The sequence below is a fragment of the Planktothrix rubescens CCAP 1459/22 genome (genome assembly GCA_904830895.1).
Classification (GTDB): domain Bacteria; phylum Cyanobacteriota; class Cyanobacteriia; order Cyanobacteriales; family Microcoleaceae; genus Planktothrix; species Planktothrix agardhii.
Genome location: LR882958.1, coordinates 2956909 through 2972295, shown reverse-complemented (window position 1 = coordinate 2972295; position 15387 = coordinate 2956909). Strand labels below are relative to the sequence as shown.

The window sequence follows — 15387 nt, the reverse complement described above, 5'->3', positions numbered from 1 at the left end:
GTAAACTTGAGCTAATTTAACTATTTTCCTTCCTATTTCGCAAAGAGAAAAAATCTCCCTTCGATTCATCTAATATTTTATTTTTATGGAATGTGAGGTTGATTTTTAGTTAAACTCCACTTTAGATGAATGGCATGACGATAATAACTAACTGCCTCATTTAACTCTCCTAACTGAATTAAAGATTCAGCTAATTCTGAATAAAAAGAGGGTTGGTTATTATCCAATAAAATAGCATTACGATAACAGGATATAGCGTTTTCAAAACAATTGGCTTGCATCCAAATTTTACCTAATTGATAATAATGTAAAGGATTGCCTGAATCTTTCTCTAAAGAGTCTTTGTAATTCGATAGTAATTGTTCCAAGGCTTGGCTATCAAGACCTATATCTAACTCGCTGCTGACATCTAAAAGACTTTGCAGTTTTCCTAATTCATTTCTAGTTTTAGAAAGAAAAGCATAATATTCATCACTTTTTAATTGAGAATTCTTAAGTTGAAATTCGCAGATTTCTGTCAAGGTTTTAACTTGATTCAGTTGAGATTTTAAATGTTTATTTTCGGATTCAATGCTCTGCAATTGGGTTTTAACTTCTTGTATTTGAACACTAGATTCCTGAAGTTGAGCTTGCAAGTTTTGCACCTGTGCTTCAGTTTCAGCCAGAAGCGTAAATTTATGCCTTAATCCTTCTACATAGGGTCGAGATTGATATAAGTTAGTTAAATAGGAATATAACTCATTACTTCCCATTTTTTGATCAACCCCTAATCGTTTTGAGGCAATTTCCCATTGAGTTTCAATATCTACAACTTGACCATCATTGCTAAGACTGAAAAGGGCTTCCATTTTTTGGTAATATTCTAGATCTGCAGATGTTGCGCCTGGATACTCACCTCGTCCATACTGGTTCTTTTGTCCATAAAAGAAAAATTGAAGACCCAGGTACATAGAGTAGTAAGCACCTGTTGACCAACTATTGGATGTAGCATATTTTTTTCCTGCACAATAATGAATAAAATTCGTTAAATAAGAAGATGTATAAGACTGTTCATATATTTGCCAAAATAGATTTATATTGTTAACAATTTCTTGGTGATATGTAATGACATCGGGGACACAAGATACAACTGTAAATCCCTTATTTTCAAAAGGGATATGTAAGCTTTGAAATATATCATAAGGGTGAAGACAAACAGTAATAGGATGAAATTGATCTGGCAAGATTTCCAATTGGTTCGCGTACTCTTCAAAGTCTTTGATTAGTGGGCAACAGGGTGTAGAGTGACCAGGAAATACGATTGTTCCTTTTCTTTCAATATCTGTAAATGAGAGTTTTAATTCATCGGCTAAATAAATAAAAGGTGCTCCTAAAACATGAAGCGTATAAGGAGGAATGGCGTGATCTTTGATATTCATTTCCTTAACCTCTTCATTCCACACCCAATAATCAAATAAATACTCGTTTGTTATTTCAAAAAGGTTATAATATGCTGAACCTCCATGCTGAATCACTAAGGGTAAAGGTAATTCTTCAGGATAGCCACAATAATTTCTTATAATTTCAGAGTGACCATAAAATACATTCAAGCCTAATTTACTGATTTCCATACTTTACTACTAATCCTTAATGTTCATGATAGATTGATTAACTTGATCCGTCTAGAAAAGGTTGATTAGATTTGTATGCTTCTAAATCTAACTTTACTTGTTCTAACCAAAGCAGCACCTAAAATAAAAGCCAAATGTGTTGCAGCTAAAGCAACATTCATTTTGGTAAAAATTACTGGATTGGTTTCATCTAAAAAGCGATTCAATCCCACGTTTTTATCAAAAACTTCTCGTTTTATTGTTAGAATATTGGGTTTAAAAAACAGATATTCCATTATAGGTCTTATATGGATCAAAATAGATGAGTCTGGTATCTTTTTTAAGGCTAATAGGATTTCAGAGGGGTAAGCTGATATAAAATAGCGAGTCTTGATTTTATATTGAACACGATTAACGCCTATTGCAGCTTGATTTTCCAGAAAGTTTATCTGTTCATCTGACAATTTATTAATTTGAGGTCCCGCACCAATAATAAAAAGAGTTTTACCCCTTTCACAATTATTCAGTGAATCATAAACACCCATCCGAAGTCTCCTAGAATCTCATCGTTGTACTCGATCTGGCTGTTGTAGGCAATCCCATGTTACAGGTTTACCCCTTTGAATATCCTGCTTAACTGCTTGCCCCACTAGAACATCATAATATTTAGGTGGCAATCCCAATCCAGGACGTACAGCTTTCAGATTCTCCGGTGTAAAAACCTCTCCAGCTTTCATGTCTTTAGCCACATACAAACTGCGACGAAACATCAAAGATTTTTTCTCAGCATCAGTGAAACCATACTGAATTTGACCTAACGCTTGCCAAGCTCTTTCAGACTCTACCACAAGTTGTGTCATTTCAGCAGGTTCCATTGAAAAAGCGGAATCCACGCCACCATCAGCACGACGCAGGGTAAAGTGCTTTTCAATGACTGTAGCACCGAGAGCAACACTGGCAACAGCTACCCCTACTCCCATTGTGTGGTCAGACAGACCCACTTCCACGCCAAACAGTTCCTCCAGATGTGGAATCGTCAAAAGATTGCTGTTTTCTGGAGTGGCGGGATAGGTACTTGTACACTTGAGTAAAACTAAGTCCTGACATCCAGCCTCCCTTGCGGTTCGCACCGTTTCATCTAACTCAGCAACCGTTGCCATACCCGTTGAAATTATCATAGGCTTGCCCGTACTGGCAACTTTGCGAATCAGAGGCAAATCGGTATTTTCAAAAGAGGCTATTTTGTAACAAGGGACATCTAAGGATTCCAGAAAATCAACGGCGGTGGCATCAAAAGGGGTACTAAATCCGATGATGCCAAGTTCTTTGCAGCGTTTCAGGATGGGTTCGTGCCATTCCCAAGGGGTATGCGCTTGCTGGTAAAGTTCATAGAGGGAGTGACCATACCATAAGCTGTTGGGGTCATCAATGAAAAACTCCCCTTCCTTAATGTCTAAGGTCATCGTATCAGCAGTGTAGGTTTGGAGCTTGAGGGCGTGCGCCCCTGTTTTGGCAGCCGCTTCTACGATTTCTAAGGCTCTTTCCAAGGAGTGATTATGGTTGCCAGACATTTCGGCAATAATAAATGGGGGGAAAGTATTACCTACTTTTTTATCTGCAATTAGAATCGGTTTTTGCATCATTAATTTAGATTATAAATTTTTAATTAAATGTAAGGCTTGTTGATCGTAAACTATTTTTTTTCCTACTTCTCTGAAACCAGATTTTAAAAAAGCTCTTATAGATGCTAAATTATTGGGTTTTATATAAGCATTAATTATTTCAATGCCTGAGTTTTGACCCAGTTTTTTGCAGCCTAATAAAATTAAGTTACCACCATAACCTTGTCCTCGAAAAGATTCTGCCAGTGCCAAAGAAATAGTTGCTTCTTTATCGGTAATTTCATAGCGCACTTGTCCAATGGGTACATTATCTGGGTTAAGGGCAATATAAAAAACGCAATTTTGATCGCCCAGCTTGGATGCAAACCACTGAACATGATCTGACCAAGAGATATACTCTGAGGAAAACGATACAGAACGAATAACTGGATCATTAGCCCAATGCCACAGAATTTCGCAATCGTCTTCTATTACGGGTCTTAGTTGAATAGAATTGGCTTCTAAATTCCGCACAATTTTCGAGCTTCCTTCTCCATCTACTATTTGTTGGCTAACTTTAATCATTTTTGATCTCTGTTCTGGTGATTGCAAAATTTGAGAGAGTGTAGAGGCAATTTCTTGCTCTTTAACATCTTGATGCCAACCCAGATTAACTGCTAGGTTGAGAGTTGCTAGTTTTTCAGCGATCGCCCTCTGATTCTCCGCCAAAATCAGCAAAATACTCGCCAAACCCATAAAAGCTAATTCCCAGCAAGTAGTACCTCCAGCGGAAATAGCCACATCTGCCCAAGCCATCAACTCCGGCATATTGGTTACATTCTGTTGCAACTGGATGGGATAACGTGAATCCTGCACAGCCCTTTTTAGATTCTCATAGTGTGGGTTACTTCCCCCGACAACGACCACTGCCTCTAGTTCCTCCACTTCCACAATCTGCAAAGACTGAATGACTTTCAGTGTAATATTATCAGGGTCTGCACCTCCCAAACTCACCAAAACTTTTTTAGCCACTGGTGGGACTGTTCGCTGCCAACCCTGCCACTGCCAGAACTCCCGTCGCAATAAGGCATAACGAGTGTCCAGCAATAGCTGAGTATACGCTTCTCGGTTGTTATACCATTGCTCGTCAGCAGAGATATTTTGATTGAGGACAAAATCAGCATAATAATGTTCCGCGTGTCCGTAATCATCGATAAATAATAGATGCAATTTAGACTGTTTGAGGATTTGCTGATATTCACCTCCGAAGTGATACCCGTCAACCACAACCCAAGTTGCCCCAAACTGATGAGCCAGTGTCGTGGTTTGCTCGGCATCATCCAAGCTTCCTGGCTCTGTTGTCAAGTGGACAACTTGCATTCCTTCTGACTTCAGGCGTTCCTCCAAGGCTGGTACCGAAGTTGTCATTACAAAAATCGGTTGTCCCTGGGTGTCATGCCATGCTTGAGCCAGAGCCAAGCAGCGCATGACATGGCCTGTGCCTATTTGTGTAGAAGCATCGACCCGAAAAACGACTTGCATTAACGACTGCCTCCTAACAGCTACGAAAATCAGTTTATAGTACCGTCAGTTATTCCTGAAGCAACAATGGCATTTGAGGCGTTCAACATAGGGATACCTCGCAATACTGGATAAACCAAGCCAGTCTCCTTAGACTCAAATACATCACCGATATCTTCTAGTCTTGTACGAGTTAAAGGACAAGACCAGGAAATTCCGACAGTGGAATTGACAGTTGTAGCTTTTTCCAGTAGCAACAGTCCACTAGGATTAAGAGGATTGGGGGTGAAATCCAGTAATTTGTAGTTTGTTACTACAGCACCCAATTGAGTCGCCACGTCTTTGAGTCCCCGAATGTAGCCGTGGTAACGCATACGCTCTTGAGCTTCTGGGGAAGCCAGTTCATAAATTGGCTCAATTAACACTACTGCATGGCGGGCGACTCTAAGTAGCTCTTTAATTGCCTCCTTCTCTCGACCACCATTAGGTTCTAAGGAATGAGAAGTATAAACAATATCAATGCTATCATCTGCCAGGGGTATATTAAACAGATCTGCTACAAATAAAGATGCCTGTATCTGTTTCTCCGAGAGATAATGCAAGCCATGGGCGACCCTTGACCAGCTTAAATCAAAACCAAGAGAATACTCGGGCACATGGGAAAGTTTTTCAATTACACCACGCAAGGTGGTAGCCTCACCACAACCAACTTCCAACAATGTAAATTGTTTTTTGTCTTTAATTAATAGACATCTCCAAAATATAAATTGGGAAGGATAGCAAGATGGTAAAATTGGATTTTACCCCAATAAGAGATGAGTAACTTAAGAGAGTATCTGGACAAGAATCCCCAGCAAGCAAAAAGGCTATTAGGGATGGAATATGAACAGTTGATAGAACTCATTCAAGCTGCGGAGTTATTAGAACAAGAAAAACGACAGGAACAAGAAAAAACTAAAATCAGGTTGATTAAAGCAGGTGGGGGTCGTCGCCAGAAATTATCTGTGGATGAACAAATATTACTAACTCTAATTTATCTGCATCAGATGCCCACATTTCAAATGTTAGGGTTACAGTTTGAAGTGAGTGAATCAACAGCGAATGATATTTTCCATAACTGGATAAAAATCTTCAGAGAATTACTACCAGCGAGTTTAGTTGAGCAAGTAAAAAAAAACGAGAGTGATTGGGAGTGGGTAGAAAAAATTCTGCTGGAATTTGAGTTAATAGTAGATAGCTATGAACAGCCCATGCAAAGACCAACAGACAATGAAGAGCAGAAAAAATATTACTCAGGAAAGAAAAAAACACATACGTTTAAAAATCAAGTGATTGTCATGCCAAATGGGAAAGAAATAGTGGATGTAGTAGTGGGTTATACCGGAGCAACAAGCGATCTAAAATTGTGGAGAGAAAGAAGCGAGGAATTGGGGAACAATCAAAAATACAGAGGGGATAAAGCTTATGTAGGGGAAACAGCAATTAATACACCACATAAGAAACCGAGAAATCAAGAAATATCGCTTGAACATCGAGAAGAAAATCGGTTAAAAGCCAAACAAAGGATTGTAGTCGAACATTTAATAAGACTGATAAAAATTTATCGAGTTGCTTCAGAAAGATTTCGGTTAAAGAGGGAAAATTATGAAGCAGTAATCTTGACAGTATGTGGACTAATAAGATGGCGAATAGGAGCGATTGTATTATCATCTAAGAATTGCCCATAATTCTTGTAAAAAATGATTGAATATCAGAGATAAAATTCATTAATTATTATTAATGTAACTGAAAAAGCCTATAAATCCGTTACTTTGGGAGAACCCGGCACAGGAGTGCTAGAGGTTCAAAAATTAGCGATAGATGGCATTTGGGGATTTTCGGAGATATCTAATGGGTTGACAATGCTCGCAACTTGGTGACACCAACGTTCTTGAAATTCTGGATTATTTTTAACCGCAGAAATGTAGGAGCCTGCTTGCAAATCATACGAAATTAGTGTAGCAATTAAAGAGTTTTCCGATTCGCCAAGGATTTCCCTAGCACACGCCATAGCATTCTCACCGCGCTGATAGGCTAGTCTCATTTTTTGAATGAGCGTTCTCAATCTATCTGTATTTTCCGTATTACTCGTCACCGTATATACCTCGCTTAAATACTGTTTATTTCAGAAAAAAGATCAAGTTTTCTGCGTGCCAACACCAAACTGACCATGAGAGACCCTGAACCTATGTTAATAGAAGCTGGCGCGAACGACTAAATTCATTTAATTCAATCGCTTAAATCCACTATGACAAACAGGACTCTTGAGCAAGGTTGTCACATCTCGACCTGCTTCACATTCTGCAATTAAACCAAATACGGGGTCGAGAGCATCAAAATAAGCATCTACCACCTGCTGTGTATGTTCTGTACAGACATAAACACTGGTAGCAGCCAAGTACCCTTTTTTCAGCATTTCCTGAGTAATTAGAGTCTTATATTCCAACATCCTAGGACTGGAAAAGCTAAAGCCAATTAAAGCAGGACAAATGTGTTCTGAGTGCATGAAAAAAAACCTCGATTACTCGATTATAAAAAATTATAGCCGGACGTTTAATCCCAGACCGTTTAAAAAATGCTTGGCTTCCAAAGGAGTCTGCTGAGTAAAGTGGAAAATACTAGCAGCAGCAATAGCCGAGGCTCTTCCTTCTAGCAAAACTGAAGCCATATCTTGATAACTACCAGCCCCCCCCGATGCAATAACTGGAATCGAGACGGCATGACTAACCTTTCTAGTTAACTCTATATCATAGCCAGTCATCGTTCCATCCTGATCGATGGATGTCAAGAGGATTTCCCCCGCACCCAAAGACTCCACTTCCTTTGCCCACATTACTGGGTCTTTCCCTGTCGGTTGAGTTCCAGCATGAGTAAATACTTCATAAGTACCATTTGAGTGTTTCTTGACATCAATCGAAATCACAACACACTGGGAACCAAAGTGTTGAGCGGCTAGCTGAATCAGTTCTGGGTTTTGTACTGCGGCAGTATTGATAGCAACTTTGTCAGCACCGACTTGCAATAAGCGTCTAACATCCGCTACTGACTTAACTCCTCCCCCTACGGTTAGAGGCATAAAGCATTCATCTGCTATTTCATCAACGGTCTCAAAATCAGGGGGATGACCTTCTGGCGTTGCGCTAATGTCTAAAAATACCAATTCATCCACTTCGCGCAGATTATAAACTTTGACGGCTTGCATAACGCTGCCAATTCGCCGCCAGCTATCGAACTGCACACTCTTAACTAGACCAAAATTTTTAAACAATAGGGTGGGCATTACACGGATTTTTAGCATAAAACTCTAAAGGGAGAGAAAATTTTTGAGGACTTGAAATCCTAAACGTTGGCTCTTTTCCGGGTGAAACTGAACACCAAATATATTGTCTTTGTTTACGGCAGAGACAAAGTTACCACAGTAAGGGGTATGGGCGATCGCCTCTTGGGGATGTTTACATAAAAAGTGATAGCTATGGACAAAATAAAAATCTTTACCTGTAGTAATTCCGTCAAACAAGGCTGAAGGTTTATTAAACATCACTTCATTCCAGCCAACATGGGGAATGCGAATATCCGGTGTATCAGGTTCTAACCGTTTAACTTCTCCCTCAATCCAGCCTAGCCCTTGAGTTTCGCCTCCTTCCAGACCCTTTGTTGCTAAAATCTGCATCCCTAAGCAAATCCCCAAAAAAGGGATACCTTGATTGATGACTTGTTCCTGTAAGATTTCATTTAAGCCGGAAGCACTGAGATGGTTCATCCCAGTAGTAAAAGCTCCAACACCAGGAAGAATAATATAGTGGGCTTCTTCAAAATCTTCCGCTTTGTGGCTAATCAGAGGGTCGCCCCCACATTCTTGCACCGCGCGTGCCACAGAATCTAGATTGCCCATTCCGTAGTCAGTAATTACTACCTTTTTCATAGAGATTACTTAATCCAGATTATCGTAGTTAATCTTGGTCAGATTGCCGTCCTTATCTTTTACGAGATTTCCACGAGAATCACAAACAAACAACTTTTTATTTGTGAAGCGATCGCAAATATGGATAAACTCATCTAAAGTCATATCAACATCTTTCAATATTTCCTCAATAGGACAACCAAGATATACCCAAGGAAACTTACCATCGTGCATTCTTAGTAACTTAATAGCATCTTGTCTCGACAATCGCCCCCTCCGAATATGCAAACAAGCTAAATCAGTTGCCCGCCCAAAGCCATATTTCAAGAATTTGAAATAATCGTGAATTCCCGTTTGATAATTGTCAAGATTTTCGTAATTAACCAAAGAACCTTCTACTGGCTTGTGATAAGTCTCAAAACCATGAGCTTGTGCATACAGAGCATTCTGATAACCATCCCAAGGCAAGTAGTAACCTAAAAACAAGCCAGTTAATCCTACCCTTTGCAAATCTTCATCTGAAGGATAACTATATTGAATCAGATGTTTTCGTTCAATTCCTTCCTGGCCAATCAAATCGGAAACGCGCAGTCCTAACAATCCTCCAAACTCTTCCAACCATCTTCTTGTCAGCGTATTGTTTTCTGTGGCACTAGCAGGCCCCCCATATTCATTCTGAGGATTTTCTCCCCAAATGATTAAAGGAATATTGAATTGTACAGCAATCCGCACAGGAATAGTAAAGATAACAACGTGTTCAGGCCAAGAAATATCACCAATCTGAGTTAGGGCTAACTTATTAATGGTTCGTCGCACTGATGGGTTGACTGTCACCTCAATGTAGTCAACTCCCAAGTTTTTCAAGTTCTCAATATTACGCCTTCCGATATCCGACAATTTATCGGTTGTGGCAGTTACACATAGAGGATTCATGCCAAGTTCCAGCATCCTGATTACTTGAAAATGGCTATCCTTGCCACCACTAACTGGAACAATACAGTCGTAGTTACTTCCATCTTTTGACCGATAGCGATCAAGTACCTTTAGTAACTCTTGTTTTCGAGATTCCCAATCAACCGCTTGCCGCTTCTCCATATTACGGCAGGCACTACAAACTCCCTCTTCATCAATGAACAAATCGGGCTTAGTTTCTGGCATCACGCAACAATTACAATATCGAATCATTGAAGTATCTCCTTTAGGAAGTTTTTTCCAGCAAAAACCAAGTTAAATCGTCTTGAGGAAAGTGGATATCCCGGTGATAGACGAATCCATAATCCAAAAGTTGCAAATTTTTAAACCTATCCAGCAGTTCCCCTGCAAAATCTCGCTTAAATAACTTGCCTTGATGACCCCTGTAAGTTATCTCAACGGGAGTAGGATTATAGTATTCAACAAGACAAATATAGCGATCGCTGCTTTCGTACAATCGATTATAAACTTGTTCTAAACAATTAGGGTTAATATGAATTAGTACCCCTTTGATTAGTACAAAATCCCAAACCCGTATTGGGTTGAAATCCAAAATTGATTGAGGGTAGATTTCAACCTCCCTCCCTTCGATTTTTCTGAGTTCTTCAACTGCTAAATTGTTAATCTCAACCGCAGATATTTCTAACTCAGGTAAGAGCTTTTTTATGGCTTCTATATTGAGCCCTCTATTGGCTCCAAATTCAATCAATGAATTTATTTTTTGAGTGTGAGAAAAAATTTTACTAAATAGGGCTAAGTTCCTAGCAATTAAGCTATCTCCTTGATTTCGATGAGTATATTCATCACCAAACCCCTGGCTCCAAAATTTTTCCTGTTCCGTCACGAAATTCTCATCTTCGGGTTGTGTTGATTTATTTATCATATCTTTTTGAGTTACATGACTATTAATAATGTACCACTCTGGATGCTTTTTTAGTAAACTCAAGCAATCTTCTAACGTAAAATTAGGTTTTTTCGGATAAATTTCTTCGATTATTTTCTGAATCAACTCAAAATCTTCGGACGTATCTACTGTCCATCGATGGTGACCACAATCTTCTCTGTAAACTACATCACCCAAACGATAGCGGGTTGGTTGTCGATAAATAAAAGGAGTAACGTGCTCGCGGTCTGGTTGTGCGGTAGCCTCTCTGAAAGCCTCTTGTAACACTAAGAACGAAAAAACTTCAGTATCCATTCCTCTGGGATAAGTGCGTTCTAAGGAGTTAGACACATAATCATAGTGTGACTGATTTTGTAGGCAATAATCAATCACACTATCAATCACTTGAGGGTCAATTAAAGGACAATCAGAAGTCACCCGAACCACTAAATCTGCTTTGTGTGCTGTTGCTGCACCATAATATCGACTTAAAACATCGTCTTCAGACCCGCGAAAGCAAGCAACTGAGAGAGAGTTACATAGCTCAACAATGGGTTCATCCGTTTGATTAGTCGTAGTTGCAATGACGATTTCATCGGCTAATTTTACTCGTTGCAGTCTTTCGAGTTGATACTCGAGCAAGGGTTTTCCTAATACCCGCTTCATCACCTTTCCTGGTAAACGGGTAGAGGTCATTCTTGCTTGAACAATTATCACAGTTTTCATTTAAGCATATCCCTTACAAAGAGTACATCCAATTGTCTTTGTTTGACTGGACTAGATACGAAAACCCCACCCCTATGCTACGCGCTTAGGGGTGAGAGTGTCAATTTTCTCCATATCTTGATAACAAAGCATTGAGCACCTGCTGAGAAATTCGGAAATTGGTTTGCAAAATTTTCTGAATAATTGGCTTAATTTTGTCGCAATACCCCTGCTCTTTGGCCTTACTAATCACCCCCAGAGTCCCTGTAAAAACCAGATTAAGCTCCGTTGCGACTTTTCTAGCTTTTAAATCATCTAAAATGACCAATGAATCAATTTTTTCTATGGCCAAAGCAATTGCCGATGCTTCTCCAATATCTAATTTTGTTTCGAGACTTTTTTGATATTCCTTATCTCTAACTGTCTCAACAATAATCCAATTCGGCAAACTTTCTCCAAATTCGCTTTTTATTTCAGGAGTAATATAAACCTGAGAATAAAGTAAATGTAAAAGGTCTAACTCTCCAATTTTACTTAATATAATCAAGCAACTGGCATCGGAAATGACTACTTTAGGCATTGGCAATATCCGCTTCTAAATCTTCAACCAACGTACTAAAAACTGAAACATTGTAATTGCCAATGACTTGAATAAATTCACGCTTACTTAAGCCTGCTAATTCCGCAGATTGACCTGATGTTAAGGTGCCATTTTCATATAATTTAGCTGCTATCAATAACCGCAATTCATCGTCGCTTTGTTCAATCGTGTTAGGAAAATTGAGTTGTAAAGTTCGCAGATTTATGGTCATATTTTCCCCCTTCTTTACTTTTTACTTTTTACTTTTTACTTTTTACTCATCACTTTTCACTTAGAATATTTCTCAAAACAGCCCCAACTTGATCTTGATTTTCATCACTTAAACCATAGTAAATTGGTAAACTAATCGCTTCTTGATAATATTGTTCAGCCTGTGGAAAATCTCCCCATTTAAACCCTAGGTTTTGATAATAGGGTTGAGTATGAACAGGAATATAGTGCAAGTTAACGCCTATCTCAGCCTGCCGTAATTCCTCAAAGACTTGTCGGTGAGTTTTACCAATTTCATCTAGTTTCAGCCGAATTACATACAGATGCCAACTCGACTCAGTATCAGGATGTTGCCAAGGTAGAACTAGGGGAAAATCTGACAATAACTGATTGTAACGGGCGGCTAAATGCCTACGACGGGACACAAATTCATCTAAACGCTGCATCTGACTCGCGCCCAATGCTGCCTGAATGTCTGTCATTCGGTAATTAAACCCCAACTCTAGCTGTTGGTAGTACCACAACCCGTGGGACTCCCCTTGCATTAACTCAGGGTTACGGGTAATTCCGTGCGTCCGTAACCGAATCAGCTTTTCGTACAAATCCTCTCGATTGGTCACTACCATTCCCCCTTCCCCTGTGGTGATAATTTTTACAGGATGAAAGCTGAACACGGCCATATCGGAAAATAAACAACTTCCGACAGGATTATCCTGATATCTGGCCCCAATAGCATGAGACCCATCCTCCAGAATAGTGAAACCATACTTTCGGGACAGGGCTAAAATCCGTTCCATCTCGCAAGACTGTCCCGCAAAATGAACGGGAACCACCACTTTCGGCAGTTTTCCCTCTAGTTCAGCATGAGTGAGTTTCTGCTCTAGCACTTCCACACTCAGATTGTAAGTATGGGGGTCAATATCGACAAAATCGACATCAGCACCGCAGTATAACCCACAGTTAGCTGAGGCTACAAAGGTATTCGGAGAAGTCCAGAGGATATCTCCGATCCCCAATCCGGCAGCTAAACAGGCGATATGTAAGGCAGCCGTGGCGCTGGAAACCGCCACCGCATATTTAGCCCCGCAATAGTCGGCGACTAATTTCTCGAATCTTTCTATCGCCGGGCCTTGAGTAATCCAGTCCGAGCGCAACACCTCAACCACAGCATCAATATCGGCTTGAGATATATCTTGGCGACCGTATGGGATAAACTGATTCATAGCTTAAGGAGATCCAATAACTGGGGAGCAGTTAACCATTCTTGATTTACATCTGAACTATAAACAAAATCTGGAGCCACAGGAATCCCCTGCTCGCCTAAAGCATTATTAGTATAATCAAGGCTGTAGGAATATTCAATGGTGGGCTTAATTACATAATGGTCATCAAACTCTAAAGTTAAGTGGGAGGACTCAACGGGACACATGACTTCATGGAGTTTTTCACCCGGTCTAATCCCCACAATTTTATGAGGAACACCAGGTGCTAAGGCTTCTGCCATATCGGTCATTTTCATAGAAGGGATTTTAGGTACAAAAATTTCTCCTCCCTGCATACGAGCAAAATTTTTGAGAACAAAATCAATACCTTGATTGAGGGTAATCCAAAACCGAGTCATCCTTGGGTCTGTAATTGGGATTTCAGTCGCGCCCTCTTGAATCAATTGCTGGAAAAAAGGGACAACAGAACCCCTTGAACCCAAAACATTACCATAGCGGACAACAGAAAAGCGAGTCCTGCGATCTCCAACTATGTTATTAGCTGCAACAAATAACTTATCGGCAGCTAGCTTGGTCGCTCCATAAAGGTTAATCGGATTAACAGCTTTATCGGTAGATAAAGCAATAACTTTCTCAACCCCTTGTTCGAGAGCGACATTAATTACATTATCAGCCCCATTAATGTTGGTCTTAATACACTCCATCGGGTTATATTCTGCCACCGGAATGTGCTTAAGGGCTGCTGCATGGATGACATAATCGACTTCCCGCATAGCCATTCCTAAACGCTGTTCATCCCTGACATCTCCGATGAAGTAGCGCATAATTGGAGAGTCAAATTTTTGCGCCATTTCATATTGCTTAAGTTCATCTCTGGAGTAAACGATGATTTTTTTAGGTTGGTGGTGATTGAGTAGGGTTTCAACACATTGTTTCCCGAATGAACCCGTACCACCTGTAATTAAAATTGCTTTATCGTTAAACATTCAAGTCCTTTTTAACATCTATACAATCAATTAATTCAGTTTAATGAGTTATTAAAGTCTAACTCTCCTATTTTCCTATGAAAGCAAAAGCTTGTCGATAAGAAGACAGCGCATTTTCTAGCTGGTCTACTTTCTCTAAAACTTCCCCTAAATTATAATATACCTCGGCATCGGGGCATAATTCAAGAGAACGAGAATAAGATGTTTGCGCTTTTTCCCACTGTTGTAGATGTTTAAAAAAATCTCCTAAAAAACGATAAGCCTGACTGGAATCTGGGGTTTCAGTAATAATGGCTTCGTATATACTAATCGCTTTTTCTATAAGTAGGGGTTGATTGAGACTGGCTAGAACTTCTCCCAAACGATGACAATAATCAAAAGTTTTTGGATATAACTTTACAGCTTCTAGGTAAGATGCGATCGCTTCTTCAATATTCCCTTCTTGTTCTTGACTTTGACCTAGATGAAAGTAAACACTGGCTTGATTAGAATCTTCTAGGGTTTCTATTATTTCTTCTTCAGAAGCAAAGTTTTGTTCAGCTAATACTTTCTCCAAATTGTGACAAAATGTCTCAGAATCAGGATTCAATTCAACCGCTTTTTGATAAGCTGCGATCGCATTTTCCCTATTTTCCTTCAAACTCCAACATTCCCCTAAACCATTGTAAGCCCAACTAAAATCGGGGTTAATCTCAATAACAGTTTGAAAACAAGCGATCGCATCCTCTAATTTATTCAGTTGTAGAAATACCTCACCTAAACCTTGATGCACCCATAAGGCTTTAGGGTTGAGTTCCTTAGCCCGTTGATACGCCTCAACCGCCTGATCCAACTTTCCCTCAAGTGCCAGAACTTCCCCTAAATATCGAAAACTGCCATAGAAAATGGGATTTAGTTCAATAGCCTGACGATAGGCGACTTCCGCTTCACTCAGTAAGCCTTCCCGTTGAAAATGCTGACCTTGTTTAAGATAGGTTGTAGAAGTGTCCGGCTGCATAGTATTCGTTACTGGTGACTGAAATCTAGGTTACGATTAATTGGTCTTCTTGTCAAGTCCTCTACTCAAGTCCAAAGTTGTCTGAAACCAAGTGATTCCTGCCAGTTTATCCTAATCATATGCTAATCTTAGTTTATCATCTTCAAGTATTCAACTTTT

Annotated in this window: 17 protein-coding genes; 1 reads left to right on the top strand and 16 read right to left on the bottom strand. The window is 39.7% G+C overall.

Going from position 1 to position 15387, the window contains the following annotated elements; translation table 11 throughout:
* Window positions 1-83: 83 nt before the first annotated feature.
* The 5 genes from NMG86_RS13940 to NMG86_RS13920 form a co-directional block, all read right to left on the bottom strand.
* Window positions 84-1610 (bottom strand): tetratricopeptide repeat protein, encoded by a 1527-nt coding sequence (locus NMG86_RS13940; protein ID WP_026797894.1) that lies wholly within the window; start codon window positions 1608-1610, stop codon window positions 84-86.
* Window positions 1611-1675: 65 nt separating this feature from the next.
* Complete coding sequence (locus NMG86_RS13935) at window positions 1676-2134, bottom strand: hypothetical protein (RefSeq protein ID WP_026797893.1); 459 nt, start codon at window positions 2132-2134, stop codon at window positions 1676-1678.
* An 18-nt stretch (window positions 2135-2152) separates the two neighbouring features.
* Window positions 2153-3232 (bottom strand): pseudaminic acid synthase, encoded by a 1080-nt coding sequence (gene pseI / locus NMG86_RS13930; RefSeq protein ID WP_043938604.1) that lies wholly within the window; start codon window positions 3230-3232, stop codon window positions 2153-2155.
* A gap of 9 nt (window positions 3233-3241) precedes the next feature.
* Window positions 3242-4732, bottom strand: a complete 1491-nt coding sequence (gene pseG / locus NMG86_RS13925) for a UDP-2,4-diacetamido-2,4,6-trideoxy-beta-L-altropyranose hydrolase (protein ID WP_071783087.1) — start codon at window positions 4730-4732, stop codon at window positions 3242-3244.
* A 29-nt stretch (window positions 4733-4761) separates the two neighbouring features.
* Window positions 4762-5427 carry a class I SAM-dependent methyltransferase gene (locus NMG86_RS13920; RefSeq protein ID WP_272944393.1) on the bottom strand — a complete coding sequence of 222 codons (666 nt, stop codon included), beginning with the start codon at window positions 5425-5427 and terminating at the stop codon, window positions 4762-4764.
* A 99-nt stretch (window positions 5428-5526) separates the two neighbouring features.
* Between NMG86_RS13920 and NMG86_RS13915 the strand changes: the two genes are divergently transcribed.
* Window positions 5527-6438, top strand: a complete 912-nt coding sequence (locus NMG86_RS13915) for an IS5/IS1182 family transposase (RefSeq protein WP_026788241.1) — start codon at window positions 5527-5529, stop codon at window positions 6436-6438.
* Between the two features lie 116 nt (window positions 6439-6554).
* Here the strand turns inward: NMG86_RS13915 and NMG86_RS13910 are convergent, their stop codons facing one another.
* From NMG86_RS13910 to NMG86_RS13860, 11 genes are all read right to left on the bottom strand, one after another.
* Window positions 6555-6794 carry a hypothetical protein gene (locus NMG86_RS13910; protein ID WP_087882160.1) on the bottom strand — a complete coding sequence of 80 codons (240 nt, stop codon included), beginning with the start codon at window positions 6792-6794 and terminating at the stop codon, window positions 6555-6557.
* Window positions 6795-6974: 180 nt separating this feature from the next.
* Window positions 6975-7256, bottom strand: a complete 282-nt coding sequence (locus NMG86_RS13905) for a hypothetical protein (RefSeq protein WP_026797890.1) — start codon at window positions 7254-7256, stop codon at window positions 6975-6977.
* Window positions 7257-7289: 33 nt separating this feature from the next.
* The gene (gene wbuZ / locus NMG86_RS13900) at window positions 7290-8048 is read right to left on the bottom strand and encodes a glycosyl amidation-associated protein WbuZ (protein ID WP_026797889.1); all 759 of its coding nucleotides are present in this window, start codon (window positions 8046-8048) and stop codon (window positions 7290-7292) included.
* 6 nt (window positions 8049-8054) lie between these two features.
* Window positions 8055-8672 carry an imidazole glycerol phosphate synthase subunit HisH gene (hisH, locus tag NMG86_RS13895; protein ID WP_026797888.1) on the bottom strand — a complete coding sequence of 206 codons (618 nt, stop codon included), beginning with the start codon at window positions 8670-8672 and terminating at the stop codon, window positions 8055-8057.
* Between the two features lie 9 nt (window positions 8673-8681).
* A complete protein-coding gene (locus tag NMG86_RS13890) occupies window positions 8682-9836 on the bottom strand; it encodes an N-acetyl sugar amidotransferase (protein ID WP_071783086.1) in 1155 nt (384 codons plus the stop codon).
* Between the two features lie 13 nt (window positions 9837-9849).
* The gene (locus NMG86_RS13885; RefSeq protein ID WP_199918653.1) at window positions 9850-11232 is read right to left on the bottom strand and encodes a pseudaminic acid biosynthesis-associated methylase; all 1383 of its coding nucleotides are present in this window, start codon (window positions 11230-11232) and stop codon (window positions 9850-9852) included.
* A gap of 100 nt (window positions 11233-11332) precedes the next feature.
* Complete coding sequence (locus NMG86_RS13880; RefSeq protein WP_026797886.1) at window positions 11333-11791, bottom strand: PIN domain-containing protein; 459 nt, start codon at window positions 11789-11791, stop codon at window positions 11333-11335.
* Entirely contained in the window at window positions 11784-12023 is a 240-nt protein-coding gene (locus NMG86_RS13875) for a UPF0175 family protein (RefSeq protein WP_199918655.1), read from the bottom strand. The genes NMG86_RS13880 and NMG86_RS13875 overlap by 8 nt, the downstream gene beginning before the upstream one ends.
* A 49-nt stretch (window positions 12024-12072) precedes the next feature.
* The gene (pseC, locus tag NMG86_RS13870) at window positions 12073-13245 is read right to left on the bottom strand and encodes a UDP-4-amino-4,6-dideoxy-N-acetyl-beta-L-altrosamine transaminase (RefSeq protein WP_026797884.1); all 1173 of its coding nucleotides are present in this window, start codon (window positions 13243-13245) and stop codon (window positions 12073-12075) included.
* Entirely contained in the window at window positions 13242-14231 is a 990-nt protein-coding gene (gene pseB / locus NMG86_RS13865; RefSeq protein WP_026797883.1) for a UDP-N-acetylglucosamine 4,6-dehydratase (inverting), read from the bottom strand. Before pseB ends, pseC begins: the two co-directional genes overlap by 4 nt.
* A gap of 67 nt (window positions 14232-14298) precedes the next feature.
* Window positions 14299-15228, bottom strand: coding sequence for a tetratricopeptide repeat protein (locus tag NMG86_RS13860; RefSeq protein ID WP_026797882.1), 930 nt, complete (start codon window positions 15226-15228; stop codon window positions 14299-14301).
* Between the last annotated feature and the right edge of the window lie 159 nt (window positions 15229-15387).